Source organism: Pseudomonas sp. B28(2017), from assembly GCF_002113025.1.
GTDB lineage: Bacteria > Pseudomonadota > Gammaproteobacteria > Pseudomonadales > Pseudomonadaceae > Aquipseudomonas.
Window position 1 is genome coordinate 754,165 of sequence record NZ_NEJH01000002.1, and the last position, 17,409, is coordinate 771,573.

A 17,409-nucleotide genomic window follows, 5' to 3' on the forward strand; every position below is an offset into this window, starting at 1 on the left:
CCCTGGGCCTCACGATCCAGGGGCTTTTTCGTATCGATGGGTTTCAGTCACGCAAATCCGATTCGTGAATCGGCTGCTCACGGTGAGTCGCCCGCTGATACTGCGCCGGCCACACGGCCTTGTGCCCGCCCAGATCATCATCTGCATGCAGCGCCCAGTACGGATCGCGCAACAACTCCCGGGCCAGGAAAATGATGTCCGCCTGACATGTGCGCAGGATGTGCTCGGCCTGGGCCGGCTCGGTGATCATGCCAACGGTGCCGGTGGACATCCCCGACTCCTTGCGCACACGCTCGGCGAAGCGGGTCTGGTAACCCGGCCCTGTGGGAATCTCGGCATTCACCGCCGTCCCGCCCGACGAAACGTCGATCAGGTCCACCCCCAAGGCTTTGAGGCGACGCGCAAGCTCCACGGTTTCATCGGGGTTCCAGCCGTCCTCCACCCAGTCGGTGGCGGAGACCCGGACAAACACTGGTAATTCTTCAGGCCACACTGCACGCACCGCTTCGGTGACCTGCAGCACCAGCCGAATGCGATTGTCGAACGAACCGCCGTACTGGTCACGCCGCTGATTACTCAGGGGCGAAAGAAACTGGTGCAGCAGATAGCCGTGAGCCGCATGCACTTCGACCACCTTGAAACCGGCCGTCAATGAGCGTTTTGCCGCATCGACAAAGGCCTGGATCACTTGAGTGATATCGCCGTCATCGAGTTGTCTGGGTTGGGTGTGCTGCGGGTCGAACGCAATCGGTGAAGGGCCGACCGGCACCCAACCGCCCTCATCGGGTTTGACGCTGCCATGCTTGCCGAGCCACGGCCGGTGGGTGCTGGCCTTGCGCCCGGCATGGGCCAGCTGAATGCCGGCAACGGCACCCTGTGCATTGATGAAGCGGGTGATGCGTTGCAGGGGTTCGATCTGTTCGTCATTCCACAGACCGAGGTCCTGAGCCGTGATACGTCCGTCGGCGGTGACCGCCGTGGCTTCGGTAAATACCAGCCCGGCCCCGCCGACAGCGCGGCTGCCGAGGTGGACCAGGTGCCAGTCATTGGCCAGGCCATCGGCGCTGGAGTACTGGCACATCGGCGAAACGGCGATGCGGTTGGGTAGGGTCAATTGGCGAAGGGTAAAGGGCTCAAGCAGCAGACTCATGGGGCACCTCTCGTATCAGTGGGCAGGCTCCAGGTTCTGTTTGAATAGTCGACGAGTGACAGGAAAAAGGTACAACACCCGCCCCCGCGGGCAAAAAATTCGACAAGACGTCACAAGGATAATCAAGCAGTGCTTAGAGCCTAGTCGACATCGGGGGATGTCGCCCCCTTGCAAGAGCGAGCTCGAGATGGACGACAGGACACCACGGGGTATCAGCTCCCCAGCGCCATCGTTCACGTCCATCGTCGGAACGCCGCCCGGAGCGAGCTCGCTCCTACAGGTGTCAGTTCAACGCGGTTCGATGTGGGCAATCATCAGTTGAACCGTCTCGTTCCCTCGAAACTCGTTGAGGTCGAGCTTGTAGGCCAGCTCCACCCACTTGATCGTGGGATTCGGCCAGATGTCGCGGTCGACTCCAAAGGCAATGCCGTCGAGCTTCACCGAACCACATTCACTTTTCAGCACCACTTTGAGGTGCCGCTCGCCCACCACCCGTTGCTCGACCAACTGGAACACCCCATGAAACAACGGCTCCGGGAAGTGCTGCCCCCAAGGACCGGCATGTCGCAGGGCGCGGGCCAGTTCCAGGTGAAACTCTTCCACCGCCAGGGTGCCGTCCGACAGCAGGCGGCCAGTCAGGTCTTCTTCGCGCAGTTGCCGGCGCACTTCAGCGTCAAAGGCTTCGGCGAACAGGGGGAAATTCGCCTCCGGCAGCGTCAGGCCGGCCGCCATTGCGTGGCCACCGTACTTGGTGATCAGATTCGGATGCTGCGCCGCCACTACGCTCAGGGCGTCGCGGATGTGAAAGCCCTGGACCGAACGCCCCGAGCCCTTGAGCAGACCATCTCCGGCATCGGCAAAAGCGATGGTCGGGCGGAAATAGCGCTCTTTCATCCGTGACGCGAGGATACCGATGACGCCCTGGTGCCATTCGGGATCGAACAGGCACAAGCCGAATGGCATCGACTCCACTGGCAGATCCTTGAGTTGCGCCAGCGCTTCGCGCTGCATGCCCTGCTCGATGGATTTGCGATCCTGGTTCATGCCGTCCAATTGAGCAGCCATCTCACGGGCCAGACCTGCGTCTTCGGTCAGCAGGCATTCGATTCCCAGGCTCATGTCATCCAGGCGCCCTGCAGCGTTCAGGCGCGGGCCGACAATGAAACCCAGATCGGTGGAGGTGATGCGCGCATGATCGCGCTTGGCCACTTCGAGGATCGCCTTGATCCCCGGTCGGGCACGTCCGGCGCGAATCCGCTCCAGCCCCTGATGTACCAGAATCCGGTTGTTGGCATCCAGCGGCACCACGTCAGCCACGCTGCCCAAGGCCACCAGATCGAGCAGTTCGCCAATATTCGGCTGCGGCTTGCTGGTGTACCAGCCCAGCTCGCGCAACCGCGCACGCAGGGCCATCAGCACATAGAAAATCACCCCGACACCGGCCAGCGCCTTGCTCGGGAACTCGCAACCGGGCTGGTTCGGATTGACGATGGCGTCGGCCAACGGCAACTCGTCACCGGGCAAGTGGTGGTCGGTGACAAGCACCTTGAGCCCGGCCTTTTGCGCCGCTGCCACACCTTCGACGCTCGAGATGCCGTTGTCGACGGTGATCAGCAAATGAGGCTGACGCTCAAGCGCGACCGCGACGATCTCCGGTGTCAGGCCGTAACCGTAGTCGAAACGGTTCGGCACCAGATAATCGACATGCGCCGCCCCCAGCAAACGCAGGCCCAATGTGCCCACGGTGCTGGCCGTCGCGCCGTCGGCATCGAAGTCGCCGACGATCAGAATGCGCTGGCGTTGTTCGAGCGCCGTCACCAACAGGTCAACCGCGGCATCGATGCCCTTGAGCTGCCGGAACGGAATCAAGCGTGCCAGGCTCTTGTCCAGTTCCGCCTCGGATTGCACGCCCCGCGCTGCGTACAGGCGGGTGAGCAGCGGCGGAATATCACCGAGGAATGGCAGGGTGTCGGGCAGCAGGCGAGGTTCGATGCGCATGGGGCGAAAGATGCTTCTCTTCAATACGTAGGATAAAACCGGATGACGCGCTAAAGCAGTAGCGAAAAATCAGCCGCGCTCACCGGCCAGCCACTGCAACTGGACTTCGTGCTGACCACGGTCGTCGGTGACGAAAATCGTCCCTTCACTGATCATCACGTCCCACTTGATGACACGCGGCATGTCCTTGGCCAGAGTTTCCAGGACTTCCTGAGGCACGGCAGCAATGTTGACGTTTTTCAGGTTTTTCACTGCCGGTACCACTTTGCCTTCCCACACGCGCAGGCTGCCATAGGCCAACAGGCTGGTACGCTCAGTGCGGCGCGAACACCAGGTCAGGCGCTCGGCATCCGGCTGGCCGACTTCGATCCAGTGCAGGACGCGGTCATCCAGGCTTTTTTCCCACAAGGCAGGTTCATCCACTTCCGACAGACCACGGCCGAACGACAGCTGTTCGTTGTACCAAAGGGCGTAGGCCAACAGGCGCACGGTCATGCGCTCTTCAGTTTCCGAAGGGTGACGGGCAATGGTCTGCTTCACGTTCTCATAGATGCTGCGGTCGAGGTCGGTGAGGTTCAGTTCAAACTTGTAGGTCGTGGACGGCTGGGCCATGAACGGGCTTCTTGATACGAGGAAAGGCGGCAAGTCTAACCGATGCGCGAGGTATTCCACGAATTGAAGGTGATCGACCTGAAGCGTCTGACAGTCGGCTATGTTAAAACGCTGTATTCGCTCATCCCTTGCCCTACAGGATCCCGTATGCCGCTCACCGCCAAACCGCTTTCCGGTCTGAAAGTCATCGAATTGGGCACTTTGATTGCCGGCCCGTTTGCTTCGCGCATTTGCGCCGAATTCGGTGCCGATGTGATCAAGATCGAATCCCCGGACGGCGGTGATCCATTGCGCAAATGGCGCAAGTTGTATGAAGGCACTTCGTTATGGTGGTTCGTCCAGGCCCGCAACAAAAAGTCCCTGACCCTCAATCTCAAGCACCCCGACGGTCAGGCGATCCTGAAACAGCTGCTGGGTGAAGCAGACATTCTGATCGAAAACTTTCGCCCCGGCGTGCTGGAAAAACTCGGCCTGGGCTGGGATGTCCTGCACGCCTTGAACCCGAAACTGGTCATGGTGCGGCTGTCGGGTTTCGGCCAGACCGGCCCGATGAAAGATCAACCCGGTTTTGGTGCGGTCGGTGAATCCATGGGGGGCCTGCGCTACATCACTGGCTTTGAAGACCGGCCACCCGTGCGCACCGGCATTTCCATCGGCGACTCGATTGCCGCGCTCTGGGGCGTGATCGGCGCACTGATGGCCCTGCGTCATCGCGAGGTTAACGGTGGCCAGGGGCAAGTGGTGGACGTGGCGCTGTATGAAGCCATCTTCGCGATGATGGAAAGCATGGTTCCGGAGTTCGATGTGTTCGGCTTCATTCGCGAACGCACGGGCAATATCATGCCGGGCATCACCCCGTCCTCGATCCACACCAGTGCCGATGGCAAGCACGTGCAGATCGGCGCCAATGGCGATGCGATTTTCAAACGCTTCATGCTGATCATTGGTCGGGAAGACCTGGCCAACGACCCCCTGCTTGCCAGCAACGATGGCCGTGATACCCGACGCGACGAGATTTATGGCGTCATCGATCGCTGGGTCAACTCGTTGCCGCTGGACACTGTGCTGGCACTGCTTAATCAGGCCGACGTGCCGGCCAGCCGGATCTTCAGCGCCGAAGACATGTTCAACGACCCTCAGTACCTGGCGCGGGAAATGCTCCTGCAAGCCAGGCTGCCGGACGGCAAAGACTTCAAGATGCCGGGCATTGTGCCGAAACTCTCAGAGACACCCGGTGAATGTGAATGGGTCGGGCCACAACTGGGTGAGCACAACGCACAGGTACTCCAGGAACTTGGCTATGACGCGACGCAGATCGCACAGTTGCGCAAAGACGGAGCCATCTGAACTGAGGCGTCTGCCGGCATGGGGCATTCACTGCCCATCGCGCGGCGGCTGGCTGCTGTGCGTGCTGGCGACCTTGTTCCTGCTCCTTGAACCGGTCCCCTCAGTCCTGGCGCAAACCAGGGAAACCCTGATCTGGCTCAAGCGCGACCTGCCGCCGCTGACGATTTTCGACGGACCGAAAAAAGGTCAGGGCGTTATCGATCAATTACTTCCATTGTTGATTGCCGGCATGCCGCAATACCAGCACAGCGTGATGAGGGTCAATCGCGCGCGTGGCCTGCAAATGCTTCATGAACCAACCCTGGTCTGCGACGCGGCGCTGAACTGGAGCAAGGAACGGGAACAGTGGATCGCCTTTTCCATCCCGGTCTTCCGCGCCATGAGCAATGGCCTGGCCGTGCGGCGCGTTGACCAGAACGTGCTGGCCCCCTTTATCAAGGATGGCGAAGTGGACCTGGCAGAGTTGCTCGCCAGCGGCAGCGAAAAACTGGGGATCATTGCCGAGCGCAATTACGGCGAATACCTCGACGAGCTGCTCAAGCAAGCGCCAGCCGACGCGCTGACCCCACATTATGGCAACGACGCTTTGGGCAGCCTGCTGCAAATGCAGCGCCTGGGACGCTTGCGCCTGTTGCTAGGCTATCGCCCGGAAATTCGCTACCAGGCCTCACTGCAAGGCATCGCAGAAGATGAGCTGCAGTTCTATCCGATTCGCGGCACGGGTAAATACCTGTCCGGCTACATCGGCTGTACAGATACGCCCAAGGGCCGACAGGCCATTGTCGAGATCAACCAGGTACTGCGCACCCTGCCCCGCGAACGCCTTGATGAGGCCTACGCCGCCTGGCTGGATCCACAAAGCCGCAGCGATTACCTGAAAGACACCAAGGCGTTTTTCGACAATCTGGCGCAGCCATGACAAATCCCGGGCAAAAAGAAACCCCGGGAAGTGGGGAGACGACCCGGGGTTAAACGTGGCCTGTTTGGAGACCCGTAGCAGCAAGCTACAAGCACCGGAGCACAATGCTTGATCCTGCTGTTACAAGGTCTGACTGACCTCGGCGCGGGAAGGTTCCCACAAAAATTCCTTCAATTGCGGCTGGCCAGCAGCTTGTCCTGCGCCGCATTTCGCAATGCCGCGATGACACAAGGCTCCAGGCGTCCTTCAGCGATCAGCACATCGCGATGCAAACCGTCGACCACGTCCGTCAGCAGGCGTTTGTCATTCAACTGGGCCTGATTGAACTCGCGCTCGACCACGGTCACGCCGATAGCATTCTTCAGGGTCACCCGGTATTCGCCACGAATGCCTGACGGGCTCAATGTGACCTGATACGGGCTCAGCGCCTCGCCGAGCAACAGACTGATACTTTCCATCCCGATCACCACTCAATAGTCCGAAAACAATGTGCCTGGGTCATGCCTGCAACAGATGACCACTGGCCCGAGAAGAAAGTTCTGGATACCGACCGCAAGCGAACCTGCTGCTCAGTCAACAGAGCATGCACGGCAAACATGACAGAGAAAAAACGCCAGCATCACGTCTGTCGGGTACGCCGGGCGATATCGGCCCAGCCCCCAACAATCCTCGTAGCTCGCCATCGGCCGTGTAAAACGGCACTGTCCACTGGTAGATATCCCTGACACCGTCCTTGAACACCAATTGGCGCTCGAAGAAGCGTGTCCTTCGCGTACTCAATTTTCGCGGCGATAACACGACAAGTGTGCATGCAGAAATGAAAAAGCCCGTCAGGAGACGGGCTTCAAAATGTAACAGCGCTGACCGGTTACAACGGCTTGCCGCGGTTGCCATGCTGACTGACAAAGGCCTGCACGGCCTTCAGGTCATTTGGCAATACGGTGCAACGTTCGTCTCGTTCAAACAAATCAGAAAGATGTACAGGCAGTTCGAGAGCTTTTCCTACACCGGCTTTTTCCACAGCGTCCGGGAATTTGACCGGGTGGGCGGTGCCCAGGATCACCATTGGAATGTCCAGGCTACGGCGACATTCCCGCGCGGCTTTCACACCAATGGCAGTGTGCGGATCCAGCACTTCGCCGGTCTGCTCATAGACTTCGGCGATGGTTTCGCAGGTTTGCGCATCATCCACGGCCAGCGAGTCGAACAACTTGCGGGCTTCGGTCCAGCGCTCTTGCTCGACACTGAAACCGCCGCCTTGCCTGAACGAATCCATCAGCCCGGCGATTGCCGCGCCATTGCGACCATGCAGGTCGAACAACAAGCGTTCGAAGTTCGACGAGACCATGATGTCCATTGACGGCGACAGAGTGGCGTGCAGGGTTTCCTTGACGTACTGGTTGCCGCTCATGAAACGGTGCAGGATGTCGTTGCGGTTAGTGGCGACGATCAACTGGTTGATCGGCAGGCCCATGTTGCGCGCCAGGTAACCGGCGAAGATGTCGCCGAAGTTGCCGGTCGGCACCGAGAACGACACCGAACGTGCCGGGCCACCCAGTTGCAGGGCCGCATGGAAGTAGTAAACGATCTGGGCCATGATCCGCGCCCAGTTGATCGAATTCACGGCGACCAGGCGAGTGCCCTTGAGGAAACCCTGGTCGGCAAAACTCGCCTTGACCATTTCCTGGCAGTCATCGAAGTTGCCTTCGATGGCGATGTTATGGATGTTCTCGCCGAAAATCGTGGTCATCTGCCGACGCTGCACTTCGGACACGCGGTTGTGCGGGTGCAGGATGAAGATGTCGACGTTTTCGCAGTGCTTGCAGCCTTCGATGGCGGCCGAGCCGGTATCACCGGAGGTGGCGCCGACAATCACCACGCGCTCGCCGCGCTTCTCCAGCACGTAGTCAAGCAGGCGACCGAGCAATTGCAGGGCGAAGTCCTTGAACGCCAGGGTCGGGCCGTGGAACAGCTCCAGCACCCATTCGTTGCCGTTCAACTGACGCAGCGGTGCGACGGCGTTGTGGGCGAACACACCATAGGTTTCTTCAAGGATCTTTTTGAAATCGGCATCCGGGATGCTGCCGGTGACGAACGGGCGCATGACGCGGAAAGCCAGTTCGTGATACGGCAGGCCGGCCCAGGAAGCGATTTCTTCCTGGGTGAAACGTGGCAGGTTTTCCGGGACGTACAGACCGCCGTCGGTGGCAAGGCCTGCCAGCAGGACGTCTTCGAAATTCAGGGCCGGTGCCTGGCCGCGGGTACTGATGTAACGCATGACTGACTCCAATGGACAGTGTTCGTAGTGCCGGGCCCGCAAACGAGCCCGGTCAACGATATCGGCTTAGTTCAGGTGCTCGACACGAATCCGCACGACCGGACCGACCACACCCGCCAGGGCTTCCAAAGCAGCGATGGCATCGTTGATGTGCTGTTCCAGCACGCGGTGGGTCAGCAGGATCATCGGCACCAGGCCGTCGTGTTCCTCGGCTTCCTTCTGCATGATCGACTCGATGTTGATGCCGCGCTCCGAAAGGATGCTCGCGACCTGAGCCAATACGCCTGGATGGTCCTTGGCCTGAATACGCAGGTAGTAGGCGCTTTCGCAGGCTTCGATCGGCAGGATCGGGTGAGCCGACAGCGAATCCGGCTGGAACGCCAGGTGCGGTACGCGGTTTTCCGGGTCGGACGTCATGGCGCGGACCACGTCCACCAGGTCGGCGATCACCGACGAAGCGGTCGGTTCCATACCGGCGCCCGCACCGTAGAACAGGGTCGAACCGGCAGCATCGCCGTTGACCATTACCGCGTTCATCACACCGTTGACGTTGGCGATCAGGCGATCGGCCGGGATCAGCGTCGGGTGCACGCGCAGTTCGATACCGGCCGCGGTGCTGCGCGCCACGCCCAGGTGCTTGATGCGATAGCCCAGCGCTTCGGCGTAGTTCACGTCAGCGGTGGTCAGTTTGGTGATGCCTTCGGTGTAAGCCTTGTCGAATTGCAGCGGGATACCGAACGCGATGGAGGCCAGGATCGTCAGCTTGTGAGCGGCATCGATACCTTCAACGTCGAAGGTTGGATCGGCTTCGGCATAACCCAGGGCCTGGGCTTCGGCCAATACGTCTTCGAAGGTGCGACCCTTCTCGCGCATTTCGGTCAGGATGAAGTTGCCGGTGCCGTTGATGATGCCGGCCACCCAGTTGATGCGGTTGGCGGACAGGCCTTCGCGGATCGCCTTGATCACCGGAATACCACCAGCCACCGCCGCTTCGAACGCAACGATCACGCCTTTCTCGCGGGCCTTGGCGAAAATTTCATTACCGTGAACGGCGATAAGCGCCTTGTTCGCGGTGACCACATGCTTGCCATTCTCGATGGCCTTGAGTACCAGCTCGCGGGCAACGGTGTAGCCGCCCATCAGCTCTATGACGATGTCGATCTCAGGGTTCGTGGCCACTTCGAAGACATCGGTGGTAATCGCAATACCGGTCGTTTGGAACTGAGGCTTTGGCGTGCGAATGGCAATTTGCGCCACCTCGATCCCACGCCCGGCACGACGAGCAATTTCCTCGGCGTTGCGCTGAAGTACGTTGAAGGTACCGCCACCGACGGTTCCTAACCCACAGATGCCTACTTTGACCGGTTTCACTGTGAACTCCCCATAAAACGGCCGACTCGAGGCCGGCCGTGAACACAACCGCAGACTCGCGGCTCTCTATTGATGGTCCGGCGAATGTGGCTACCGGACCATGATCGTCAAGGCTTGCCGTGACGTGCGAATTTACTTCGCGCCCAGCGCCAGTTTGGCGACTTGTGGCGCAGGCTGGTAGCCCGGAATGACCTGACCGTCGGCCAAAACGATAGCCGGTGTGCCGTTTACGCCGATCGACTGGCCGAGTGCGAATTGCCTGGAAACCGGGTTATCGCACTTGGCGGCCTTGATTTCCTTGCCCTCGACCATTTTATCCATGGCCGCTTTCTTGTCTTTCGAGCACCATACCGCCTGCAGCTGTTCGTCTCCCGGCGAGCCCAGACCCTGACGCGGGAACGCGACGTAACGCACTTCGATGCCGCGCTTGTTCAGCTCAGGCACTTCGGCGTGCAGCTTGTGGCAATACGGGCAAGTGGTGTCGGTGAATACGGTGATGTGCGACTTGGTTTCGCCAATGGCCGGGTAGACCACGGTTTCAGCCACTGGAATGTCGTTGATCAGCTTGGCAATGCCCAGGCGTTCAGTCTTCTCGGTCAGGTTGACCGGCTTTCCGTCCTTGAGATCGAACAGGTAGCCCTGGACCACGTACTGGCCGTCGGCACTGGCATATAGCACGCGGCTGCCCTTGAGCTTGACTTCGTACAGGCCGGGCAATGGGCTGGCGGTGATGCTTTCTACCGGCACCTCGAGCTGGAGGTTTTCCAGGCTTTTACGAATGGCTTTGTCGGCCGCGTCATCGGCGACGGCAAAGGTGCTGACCAGCGCAATGGCTGCGGCGGCGAAAATCTGGGTCAGACGCATGAGAACTCCTGAAGGCGAACATATGGGACGATCAGAACGCCCGTGCCAAGACACCGGGTCATAACCGCCCATCGTGCAAACCGGTCAAGCCTATCACATAAGGTTCGTGGGGCCGAATGCCGGTGATACAAGGCATTGGCGAATGCTTCTGTAGGAGCAAGCTCGCTCCTACAAGGGTTTACGGTCAGCCTCTGGGGTGGTGTTTGGCATGCAGGTCCTGCAAGCGCGCCCGGGCAATGTGGGTGTAGATCTGGGTGGTCGACAAATCGCTGTGCCCCAGCAGCATCTGCACTACCCGCAGGTCGGCGCCGTGGTTGAGCAGGTGCGTGGCGAAGGCATGGCGCAGCGTGTGCGGTGACAGCGACTTGCCGATTCCGGCCACCTTGGCCTGGTGCTTGATCCGGTGCCAGAAGGTCTGGCGGGTCATCTGTTCGCCACGCTGACTCGGGAACAACACGTCACTGGGACGCCCGCCAAGCAGTTCGCTGCGGGCATCACGCATGTAGCGCTCGACCCAGACAATCGCCTCCTCGCCCATCGGGACCAGTCGCTCCTTGCTGCCCTTGCCCATCACTCGCAATACCCCTTGGCGCAAATTGACCTGCTCCAGCGTCAGACTGATCAGCTCAGTCACCCGCAGACCGCAGGCGTAAAGCACTTCAAGCATGGCGCGGTCGCGCTGTCCGATGGCTTCGCTCAAATCAGGCGCCTTCAACAGTGCTTCTACATCGGCCTCCGACAAGGATTTAGGCAGTGGCCTGCCGAGCTGCGGCATATCAACCCTTAACGTCGGATCGACAGCGATCATCTTTTCCCGCAACAGATAGCGATAGAAGCCACGCACACCCGAGAGAAATCGTGCGGTGGAACGAGGCTTGTAGTTTTGCTCCAGGCGCCAGGCCAGGTGGTCGAGAATCAACTCGCGCCCGGCATTGACCAGCTCCAGCCCTTTATCCTGTAGCCAGCCATTGAACAGCGCCAGGTCACTGCGATAGGCATCGCGGGTGTTGTCGGAAAGGCCCTTCTCCAGCCACAAAGCGTCGAGGAATTGGTCTATAAGCGGGTGATCGATGGCAGGCATGGGCTCTCAAATCACACAGTCTCGAGACTGCGCACAAAATTAAAAACAGACATGGAAACGGCCGCTAGTCTTTCACAGGCCGCCAATTCAAGGAACAGGGAGCAGCAATGAGCGAGCAGCAGATTTTATTGGCATTTGGCGGGATAGGCGCGGCGGCGCTACTTTGCCAATGGCTGGCTTGGCGCCTGAAACTGCCGGCGATACTTTTCCTGTTGCTGACCGGCATCCTGGCCGGCCCCGGACTACACCTGCTCGACCCGCAGGAAATGTTCGGGCCACTGCTGATGCCGCTGGTGTCCCTGGCGGTGGCGCTGATCCTGTTCGAAGGCAGCCTGACCCTGCATTTGTCCGAGTGGCGCGAAATCGGCAGCGTCGTCCACCGCCTGGTCACGATTGGTGCCCTTTCCACTTGGGCAGTGATTGCGGTTGCCACTCACTGGCTGCTGGGTTTCGACTGGATGCTGGCCATCCTGTTCGGCAGCCTGACCCTGGTGACCGGGCCGACCGTGATCGTGCCGATGCTGCGCGTCGTGCGCCCGAAAGCCTCGATTGCCAACATCCTGCGCTGGGAAGGCATTGTCATCGACCCCATCGGCGCCCTGCTGGCGGTGGTCGTCTATAGCTTCATCATCGCCAGCGCCGTAGGTAACGGCTTCAAGGAAAGTCTGCTGACCTTCGGCGGCGTCATTTTGTGCGGTAGCCTGTTCGGTGCTTTTGGTGGCTGGTTGCTCGGCACCCTGATTCGTCGCCAATGGCTGCCGGAATATCTGCACAACCTGGCAGCGCTCGCGGCAGTCCTGGGTATTTTCATTGCTTCCAACGAGGTCACCCATGAGTCCGGGTTACTGGCCGTGACCCTGATGGGCATGTGGCTGGCCAACATGAAAGGCGTGGACGTGCGGCACATCCTGCACTTCAAGGAGAACCTCAGCGTACTGCTGATCTCCGGTCTGTTCATTCTGCTGGCGGCACGGCTGGACCTGAACGCCATGATCGGCCTCGGGCCCCTGGTGCTGATTTTGCTGCTGGTCATCCAGTTCATTGCCAGACCTTTGAATGTGCTGCTGTGCACGGCGGGCTCCAGCCTGAGTTGGCGCGAACGGGCCCTGCTGGCATGGATCGCCCCGAGGGGAATCGTGGCAGCGGCGGTGTCGGCAATCTTCGCCATCCGCCTGCATGAGACCGGTCATCAGGGGGCATTGCTGCTTGTGCCGCTCACCTTTGCGGTGATCATCGGCACGGTCGTATTGCAAAGCGCGACAGCACGACCGCTGGCACGCCTGCTGAAGGTGGCGGAGCCGGCGCCAAGTGGCTTCCTGATCATCGGCGCCAACGGACCTGCGCGCACGCTGGGCAAGGCGCTGCAACAACTGGGCAGCCGGGTGCTATTGACGGATTCGAGCTGGGAGAATATTCGTGCAGCCCGGATGGAAGGTTTGCCGACCTATTTTGGCAACCCGGCGTCGCAACATGCCGATGCGCATCTGGACCTGGTCGGCCTCGGGCATTTGCTGGCGCTGTCACCCTCCGGTGAGATGAATACCCTGGCACTGATGCGCTTTCGTCATGAACTGGGTCACCAGCGCATGTTCGGCCTGGCCAGCGGCCAGGAAAGCCGCCGCACCGACAAGCACCGCACCAGCCTGGAACATCGCGGCAATCAACTGGGCAGCGAAACGCTGACCTACGCCAAGCTCGCCAGCCAATTGAGCCTGGGCGCCGAGCTTTACAGCACGACTTTGAAGGACGGCTTCAGTTGGGACGACTACTGCGCGTTGCATGGCGAGCGTGCGACCTTGCTGTTCGTGCGTGACGATAACGGTTGGGTGCACGTGGTGACGCCGGACAGCTCACTGAAACCTTCGGCGGGGTGGACACTTTTAGCATTGATTCAGCCCGAGACGAGCAGCGCCTGACAGATCGATTCGCCCTGTAGGAGCTGGCTTGCCAGCTCCTACAGGGGACAGACAAATCGCACGCAACAAAAAAGCAGCCCGTAGGCTGCTTTTTTCTGCATCGGAAGCTGGACTTAAACCAGTTTTTCCTTGATGCGAGCTGCTTTACCCGACAGGTCGCGCAGGTAGTACAGCTTGGCTTTACGTACGTCACCGCGACGCTTGACAGCCATGCTGTCGATTTGCGGGGAGTAGGTCTGGAAAGTACGCTCTACGCCAACACCGTTGGAGATTTTACGAACGGTGAATGCACTGTTTACGCCGCGGTTACGCTTGGCGATAACAACACCTTCGAACGCTTGCAGACGCGAACGGTCGCCTTCCTTCACTTTCACCTGAACGACAATGGTGTCGCCCGGGGCAAAGGGAGGGATCTCTTTGGTCATCTGCTCTGCTTCGAGTGCAAGGATGATTTTGTTAGTCATGCTGTGCTCCTAAGGTAAATCGTCGGATCTACCATCGATACGTTGTTAACTATCGTCCCGCTCGCGGATATATTCCTCGAGCAGCTTCTTCTCTTCTCCAGAAAGCGAGCGGCTTTCCAGAAGATCGGCGCGTCGTTCAAAGGTCCGACCAAGGGACTGCTGTAAACGCCAACGCCGGATGTGCGCGTGATTGCCACTTAGCAATACGTCGGGAACACGCTGATCCGCATACACCTCCGGTCGGGTGTAATGCGGGCAATCCAGCAAACCATCCGTAAAGGAATCTTCCTCGGCGGAGTCCGCATGCCCTAAAGCTCCAGGCAGCAGTCGTGTAACCGCATCGATCAGGACCATCGCCGGCAGCTCGCCGCCAGACAATACATAGTCGCCAATCGACCACTCTTCATCGACATGAGCATCAATAAAACGCTCGTCAATGCCTTCATAACGGCCGGCAATCAGGATCAATGCATCCAGATTCGCCAACTCGCGTACCGCCGACTGAGTCAGTTGACGGCCTTGGGGGGACAGGTAAATTACCTTCGCCGCCTCCCCGGCTGCTGCCTTGGCCTGAACCAGAGCATCTTCCAGGGGCTTGATCTTCATCACCATGCCCGGACCACCGCCAAACGGGCGATCGTCCACAGTGTGATGTCGATCCGTCGTGTAGTCTCGCGGATTCCAACAGGTGAGCTGCAAGAGCCCCTGTTTCACCGCACGACTGGTGATGCCGTACTCGCTGATGGCGGAGAACATCTCGGGAAACAGACTGATCACTTCTACGCGCAAGTTAGCCACGCTTAGAAATCCGCGTCCCAATCCACCTTCATCTCGCCCGCGGCCAGGTCGACGGCCAACACGCATTGCTCCGTATAGGGCAACAGGCGTTCGCGATCATCCAGGCTGCCAGCGCAAGGCTTGACCACCATGACATCGTTCGAGCCGGTTTCCAGCAGATGATCGATTTTCCCGAACAGTTGTCCGAGAGTGTCGATGACCTTGAGACCTTCCAGCTGGTACCAGTAGTACTCGCCGTCGGTCAGTTCAGGGAACAGGTTGCGCGGCACGCAGATCTCATAACCGGCCAGAAGACGAGCTTCTTCGCGATCATCGAGACCCTTGAGCTTTGCGACCAGGAACTTGTCGTTCCCGCGTCCGCTGACCAGCTCTACCTGCTTTACATTGCCGTCACGCTTGAGCGTCCAGGTTTTGTAGTCCAGCAGGTTTTTAATCGGATCAGTAAAGGAGTACACCTTCACTTCGCCGCGAACGCCGTGAACAGAATAAATCTTGCCGATAACGATCAAATCATCAGCAATGGCTGGCGTCGCGTTCATATTGCTCAGGCCGCAGCCTTGGCAGATTCCTTCAACAACTGAGCAACGCGCTCAGAAGGTTGTGCACCAACGCTCAGCCAGTAGGCTACGCGCTCTTGGTTCACGGACAGACGAACTTCCTGACCACGGGCAACAGGGTTGAAGTAGCCAACCTGTTCCTTGTGCGAACCGTCGCGCGGGTTGCGGCTGTCGGTTACGGTCAAGTGGTAAAACGGGCGCTTTTTGGAGCCGCCAAGGGCAAGACGGATTGTTAGCATGTGAACATCGTTCCTGTAGTCGGTGCTGCAAATCTAAATGCACAGCGGGCATGGGTGCCCGAAAGGCCGCATATTCTAAGGAATATCCGGACTTTTGCAAATGCCTTTTTCCGGCACCTGTCACCGTGCCATCCAGATTGGCTATAGAGCCGTCGTTGAAAACGGCCGATCAGCTCCCGCCAAGCGCGGGTTTGCTGGAGATCCCGCTTCCTTGCGGGACTGCGCCGGTACGACGACCGGCGAGTTTTTTCAGATCTTTGGCATGCCGCCGCCGGGCAACATTCCGCCCATGCCGCGCATCATCTTGGCCATTCCGCCTTTTGCAGAGAACTTCTTCATCATTTTCTGCATCTGCTTGTGCTGCTTGATCAAGCGGCCGATGTCCTGCACCTGGGTGCCGGAACCCATGGCGATCCGGCGCTTGCGCGAACCGCTGATCATCTCGGGATCGCGGCGCTCGGCCGGGGTCATGGAGTTGATGATGGCTTCCATCTGCTTGAATTGCTTTTCTGCCGCGCCCTGGGCGTTGCCCATCTGCGCCAGATTCATGCCGCCCATGTTCGGCAGCTTGTCCATGAGCCCGCCGAGGCCGCCCATGTTCTTCATTTGTTGCAGCTGATCACGGAAGTCTTCGAGGTCGAAGCCCTTGCCCTTCTTCAGCTTCTTGGCCAGTTTGTCGGCCTTGTCCTTGTCGAGGGTTGCTTCGGCCTGCTCGATCAGGCTGAGCACGTCACCCATGCCGAGGATGCGCGAGGCGATACGCTCAGGATGGAACGGATCGAGCGCTTCGCTCTTCTCGCCCATACCGATGAACTTGATCGGCTTGCCGGTGATGGCACGCACCGACAGAGCGGCACCGCCACGGGCGTCGCCGTCGACCTTGGTCAGGATCACACCAGTCAGCGGCAATGCATCGCCGAAGGCCTTGGCCGTGTTGGCGGCGTCCTGGCCGGTCATGGCGTCGACCACGAACAGGGTTTCGATCGGCTTGATCGCGGCATGCAGTGCCTTGATCTCGCCCATCATCTCTTCATCGATGTGCAGGCGGCCGGCGGTATCGACGATGACCACATCGATAAATTTGAGTTTTGCTTCCTTGATAGCCGCGCTGGCGATGTCGACCGGCTTCTGGCTCAGGTCCGACGGGAAGAACGTCACGCCGATGTCGTTGGCCAGGGTTTCCAGCTGCTTGATCGCCGCCGGACGGTAAACGTCGGCGGACACCACCATGACCGACTTCTTCTTGCGCTCTTTAAGGAAGCGCGCGAGTTTTCCGGCGGTGGTGGTCTTACCCGCGCCCTGCAAACCGGCCATCAGGATGACGGCGGGTGGAACGGCGCTCAGGTTCAGGTCTTCGTTGGCCGCACCCATCAGGCTTTCGAGCTCGGCCTGGACGATCTTCACGAAGGCCTGGCCCGGCGTCAGGCTGCGCGACACCTCGGTACCGACGGCACGTTCCTTGACCGAATTGACGAAGTCCTTGACCACCGGCAGGGCGACGTCGGCTTCGAGCAGCGCCATGCGCACTTCGCGCAGGGTGTCTTTGATGTTGTCTTCAGTCAGCTTGGCCTTGCCGGTGACATGGCGCAGCGTCTGCGAGAGACGGTCGGTTAAGTTTTCAAACATTGCGCGATCCTTTCAGGCCCTGTGTAGACCGGGATAATGGCGGCCCGGACCGGACTAAACGTGTGCTCGGCGAGCCTGCGGCGTGGGCAGGTCGCGGATTATAGCGAAGACTGTGGCTGGCGGACACCTCGCCGTCGGGTTGCGCGGTCTTTCGTGTGGTGGGGGTTCTATGCCAAACTCAGCGACTTT

Annotated in this window: 16 protein-coding genes and 1 pseudogene; 3 read left to right on the plus strand and 14 right to left on the minus strand. The window is 59.6% G+C overall.

Annotated features, from left to right (window positions below; translation table 11 throughout):
• Nucleotides 1-43 precede the first annotated feature (43 nt).
• The 3 genes from CAF65_RS08245 to CAF65_RS08255 all read right to left on the minus strand — a co-directional run bounded on the left by CAF65_RS08245 (nt 44) and on the right by CAF65_RS08255 (nt 3,760).
• Nucleotides 44-1,150, minus strand: coding sequence for an NADH:flavin oxidoreductase/NADH oxidase (locus tag CAF65_RS08245; protein ID WP_085715847.1), 1,107 nt, complete (start codon nt 1,148-1,150; stop codon nt 44-46).
• Between the two features lie 288 nt (nt 1,151-1,438).
• Nucleotides 1,439-3,148 carry a single-stranded-DNA-specific exonuclease RecJ gene (recJ, locus tag CAF65_RS08250; protein ID WP_085715848.1) on the minus strand — a complete coding sequence of 570 codons (1,710 nt, stop codon included), beginning with the start codon at nt 3,146-3,148 and terminating at the stop codon, nt 1,439-1,441.
• Between the two features lie 69 nt (nt 3,149-3,217).
• Nucleotides 3,218-3,760, minus strand: a complete 543-nt coding sequence (locus CAF65_RS08255) for a YaeQ family protein (protein ID WP_085715849.1) — start codon at nt 3,758-3,760, stop codon at nt 3,218-3,220.
• 147 nt (nt 3,761-3,907) lie between these two features.
• On the opposite strand from CAF65_RS08255, the gene CAF65_RS08260 reads away from it, so the two are divergent.
• Entirely contained in the window at nt 3,908-5,107 is a 1,200-nt protein-coding gene (locus CAF65_RS08260) for a CaiB/BaiF CoA-transferase family protein (RefSeq protein WP_085715850.1), read from the plus strand.
• The gene (locus CAF65_RS08265) at nt 5,061-6,026 is read left to right on the plus strand and encodes a TIGR02285 family protein (protein ID WP_085715851.1); all 966 of its coding nucleotides are present in this window, start codon (nt 5,061-5,063) and stop codon (nt 6,024-6,026) included. The genes CAF65_RS08260 and CAF65_RS08265 overlap by 47 nt, the downstream gene beginning before the upstream one ends.
• Before the next feature lie 170 nt (nt 6,027-6,196).
• On the opposite strand, the gene CAF65_RS08270 is transcribed toward CAF65_RS08265, so the two are convergent.
• The 6 genes and pseudogenes from CAF65_RS08270 to xerD all read right to left on the minus strand — a co-directional run bounded on the left by CAF65_RS08270 (nt 6,197) and on the right by xerD (nt 11,620).
• On the minus strand, nt 6,197-6,484 hold the full coding sequence (locus CAF65_RS08270) for a DUF3509 domain-containing protein (protein ID WP_085715852.1): 288 nt from the start codon (nt 6,482-6,484) through the stop codon (nt 6,197-6,199).
• A gap of 161 nt (nt 6,485-6,645) precedes the next feature.
• Nucleotides 6,646-6,809, minus strand: a pseudogene (locus tag CAF65_RS28680) (histidine kinase); the annotation flags it as partial.
• 85 nt (nt 6,810-6,894) lie between these two features.
• Complete coding sequence (thrC, locus tag CAF65_RS08275; protein ID WP_085715853.1) at nt 6,895-8,304, minus strand: threonine synthase; 1,410 nt, start codon at nt 8,302-8,304, stop codon at nt 6,895-6,897.
• A gap of 66 nt (nt 8,305-8,370) precedes the next feature.
• On the minus strand, nt 8,371-9,675 hold the full coding sequence (locus CAF65_RS08280; protein WP_085715854.1) for a homoserine dehydrogenase: 1,305 nt from the start codon (nt 9,673-9,675) through the stop codon (nt 8,371-8,373).
• Nucleotides 9,676-9,807: 132 nt separating this feature from the next.
• The gene (gene dsbC, locus CAF65_RS08285) at nt 9,808-10,539 is read right to left on the minus strand and encodes a bifunctional protein-disulfide isomerase/oxidoreductase DsbC (RefSeq protein WP_085715855.1); all 732 of its coding nucleotides are present in this window, start codon (nt 10,537-10,539) and stop codon (nt 9,808-9,810) included.
• Between the two features lie 184 nt (nt 10,540-10,723).
• Complete coding sequence (gene xerD, locus CAF65_RS08290) at nt 10,724-11,620, minus strand: site-specific tyrosine recombinase XerD (RefSeq protein ID WP_085715856.1); 897 nt, start codon at nt 11,618-11,620, stop codon at nt 10,724-10,726.
• Between the two features lie 107 nt (nt 11,621-11,727).
• Here xerD and CAF65_RS08295 point away from each other — a divergent pair, with 107 nt between their 5' ends.
• The gene (locus tag CAF65_RS08295; RefSeq protein WP_085715857.1) at nt 11,728-13,536 is read left to right on the plus strand and encodes a sodium:proton antiporter; all 1,809 of its coding nucleotides are present in this window, start codon (nt 11,728-11,730) and stop codon (nt 13,534-13,536) included.
• A gap of 113 nt (nt 13,537-13,649) precedes the next feature.
• On the opposite strand, the gene rplS is transcribed toward CAF65_RS08295, so the two are convergent.
• The 5 genes from rplS to ffh form a co-directional block, all read right to left on the minus strand.
• Nucleotides 13,650-14,000 carry a 50S ribosomal protein L19 gene (rplS, locus tag CAF65_RS08300; protein WP_008018567.1) on the minus strand — a complete coding sequence of 117 codons (351 nt, stop codon included), beginning with the start codon at nt 13,998-14,000 and terminating at the stop codon, nt 13,650-13,652.
• Between the two features lie 45 nt (nt 14,001-14,045).
• Complete coding sequence (gene trmD / locus CAF65_RS08305; protein ID WP_007897583.1) at nt 14,046-14,798, minus strand: tRNA (guanosine(37)-N1)-methyltransferase TrmD; 753 nt, start codon at nt 14,796-14,798, stop codon at nt 14,046-14,048.
• 2 nt (nt 14,799-14,800) lie between these two features.
• The gene (rimM, locus tag CAF65_RS08310) at nt 14,801-15,337 is read right to left on the minus strand and encodes a ribosome maturation factor RimM (RefSeq protein ID WP_008053499.1); all 537 of its coding nucleotides are present in this window, start codon (nt 15,335-15,337) and stop codon (nt 14,801-14,803) included.
• 5 nt (nt 15,338-15,342) lie between these two features.
• Nucleotides 15,343-15,594, minus strand: a complete 252-nt coding sequence (gene rpsP, locus CAF65_RS08315) for a 30S ribosomal protein S16 (protein WP_007972721.1) — start codon at nt 15,592-15,594, stop codon at nt 15,343-15,345.
• Nucleotides 15,595-15,843: 249 nt separating this feature from the next.
• Nucleotides 15,844-17,220 (minus strand): signal recognition particle protein, encoded by a 1,377-nt coding sequence (ffh, locus tag CAF65_RS08320; protein WP_085715858.1) that lies wholly within the window; start codon nt 17,218-17,220, stop codon nt 15,844-15,846.
• Nucleotides 17,221-17,409: the final 189 nt, after the last annotated feature.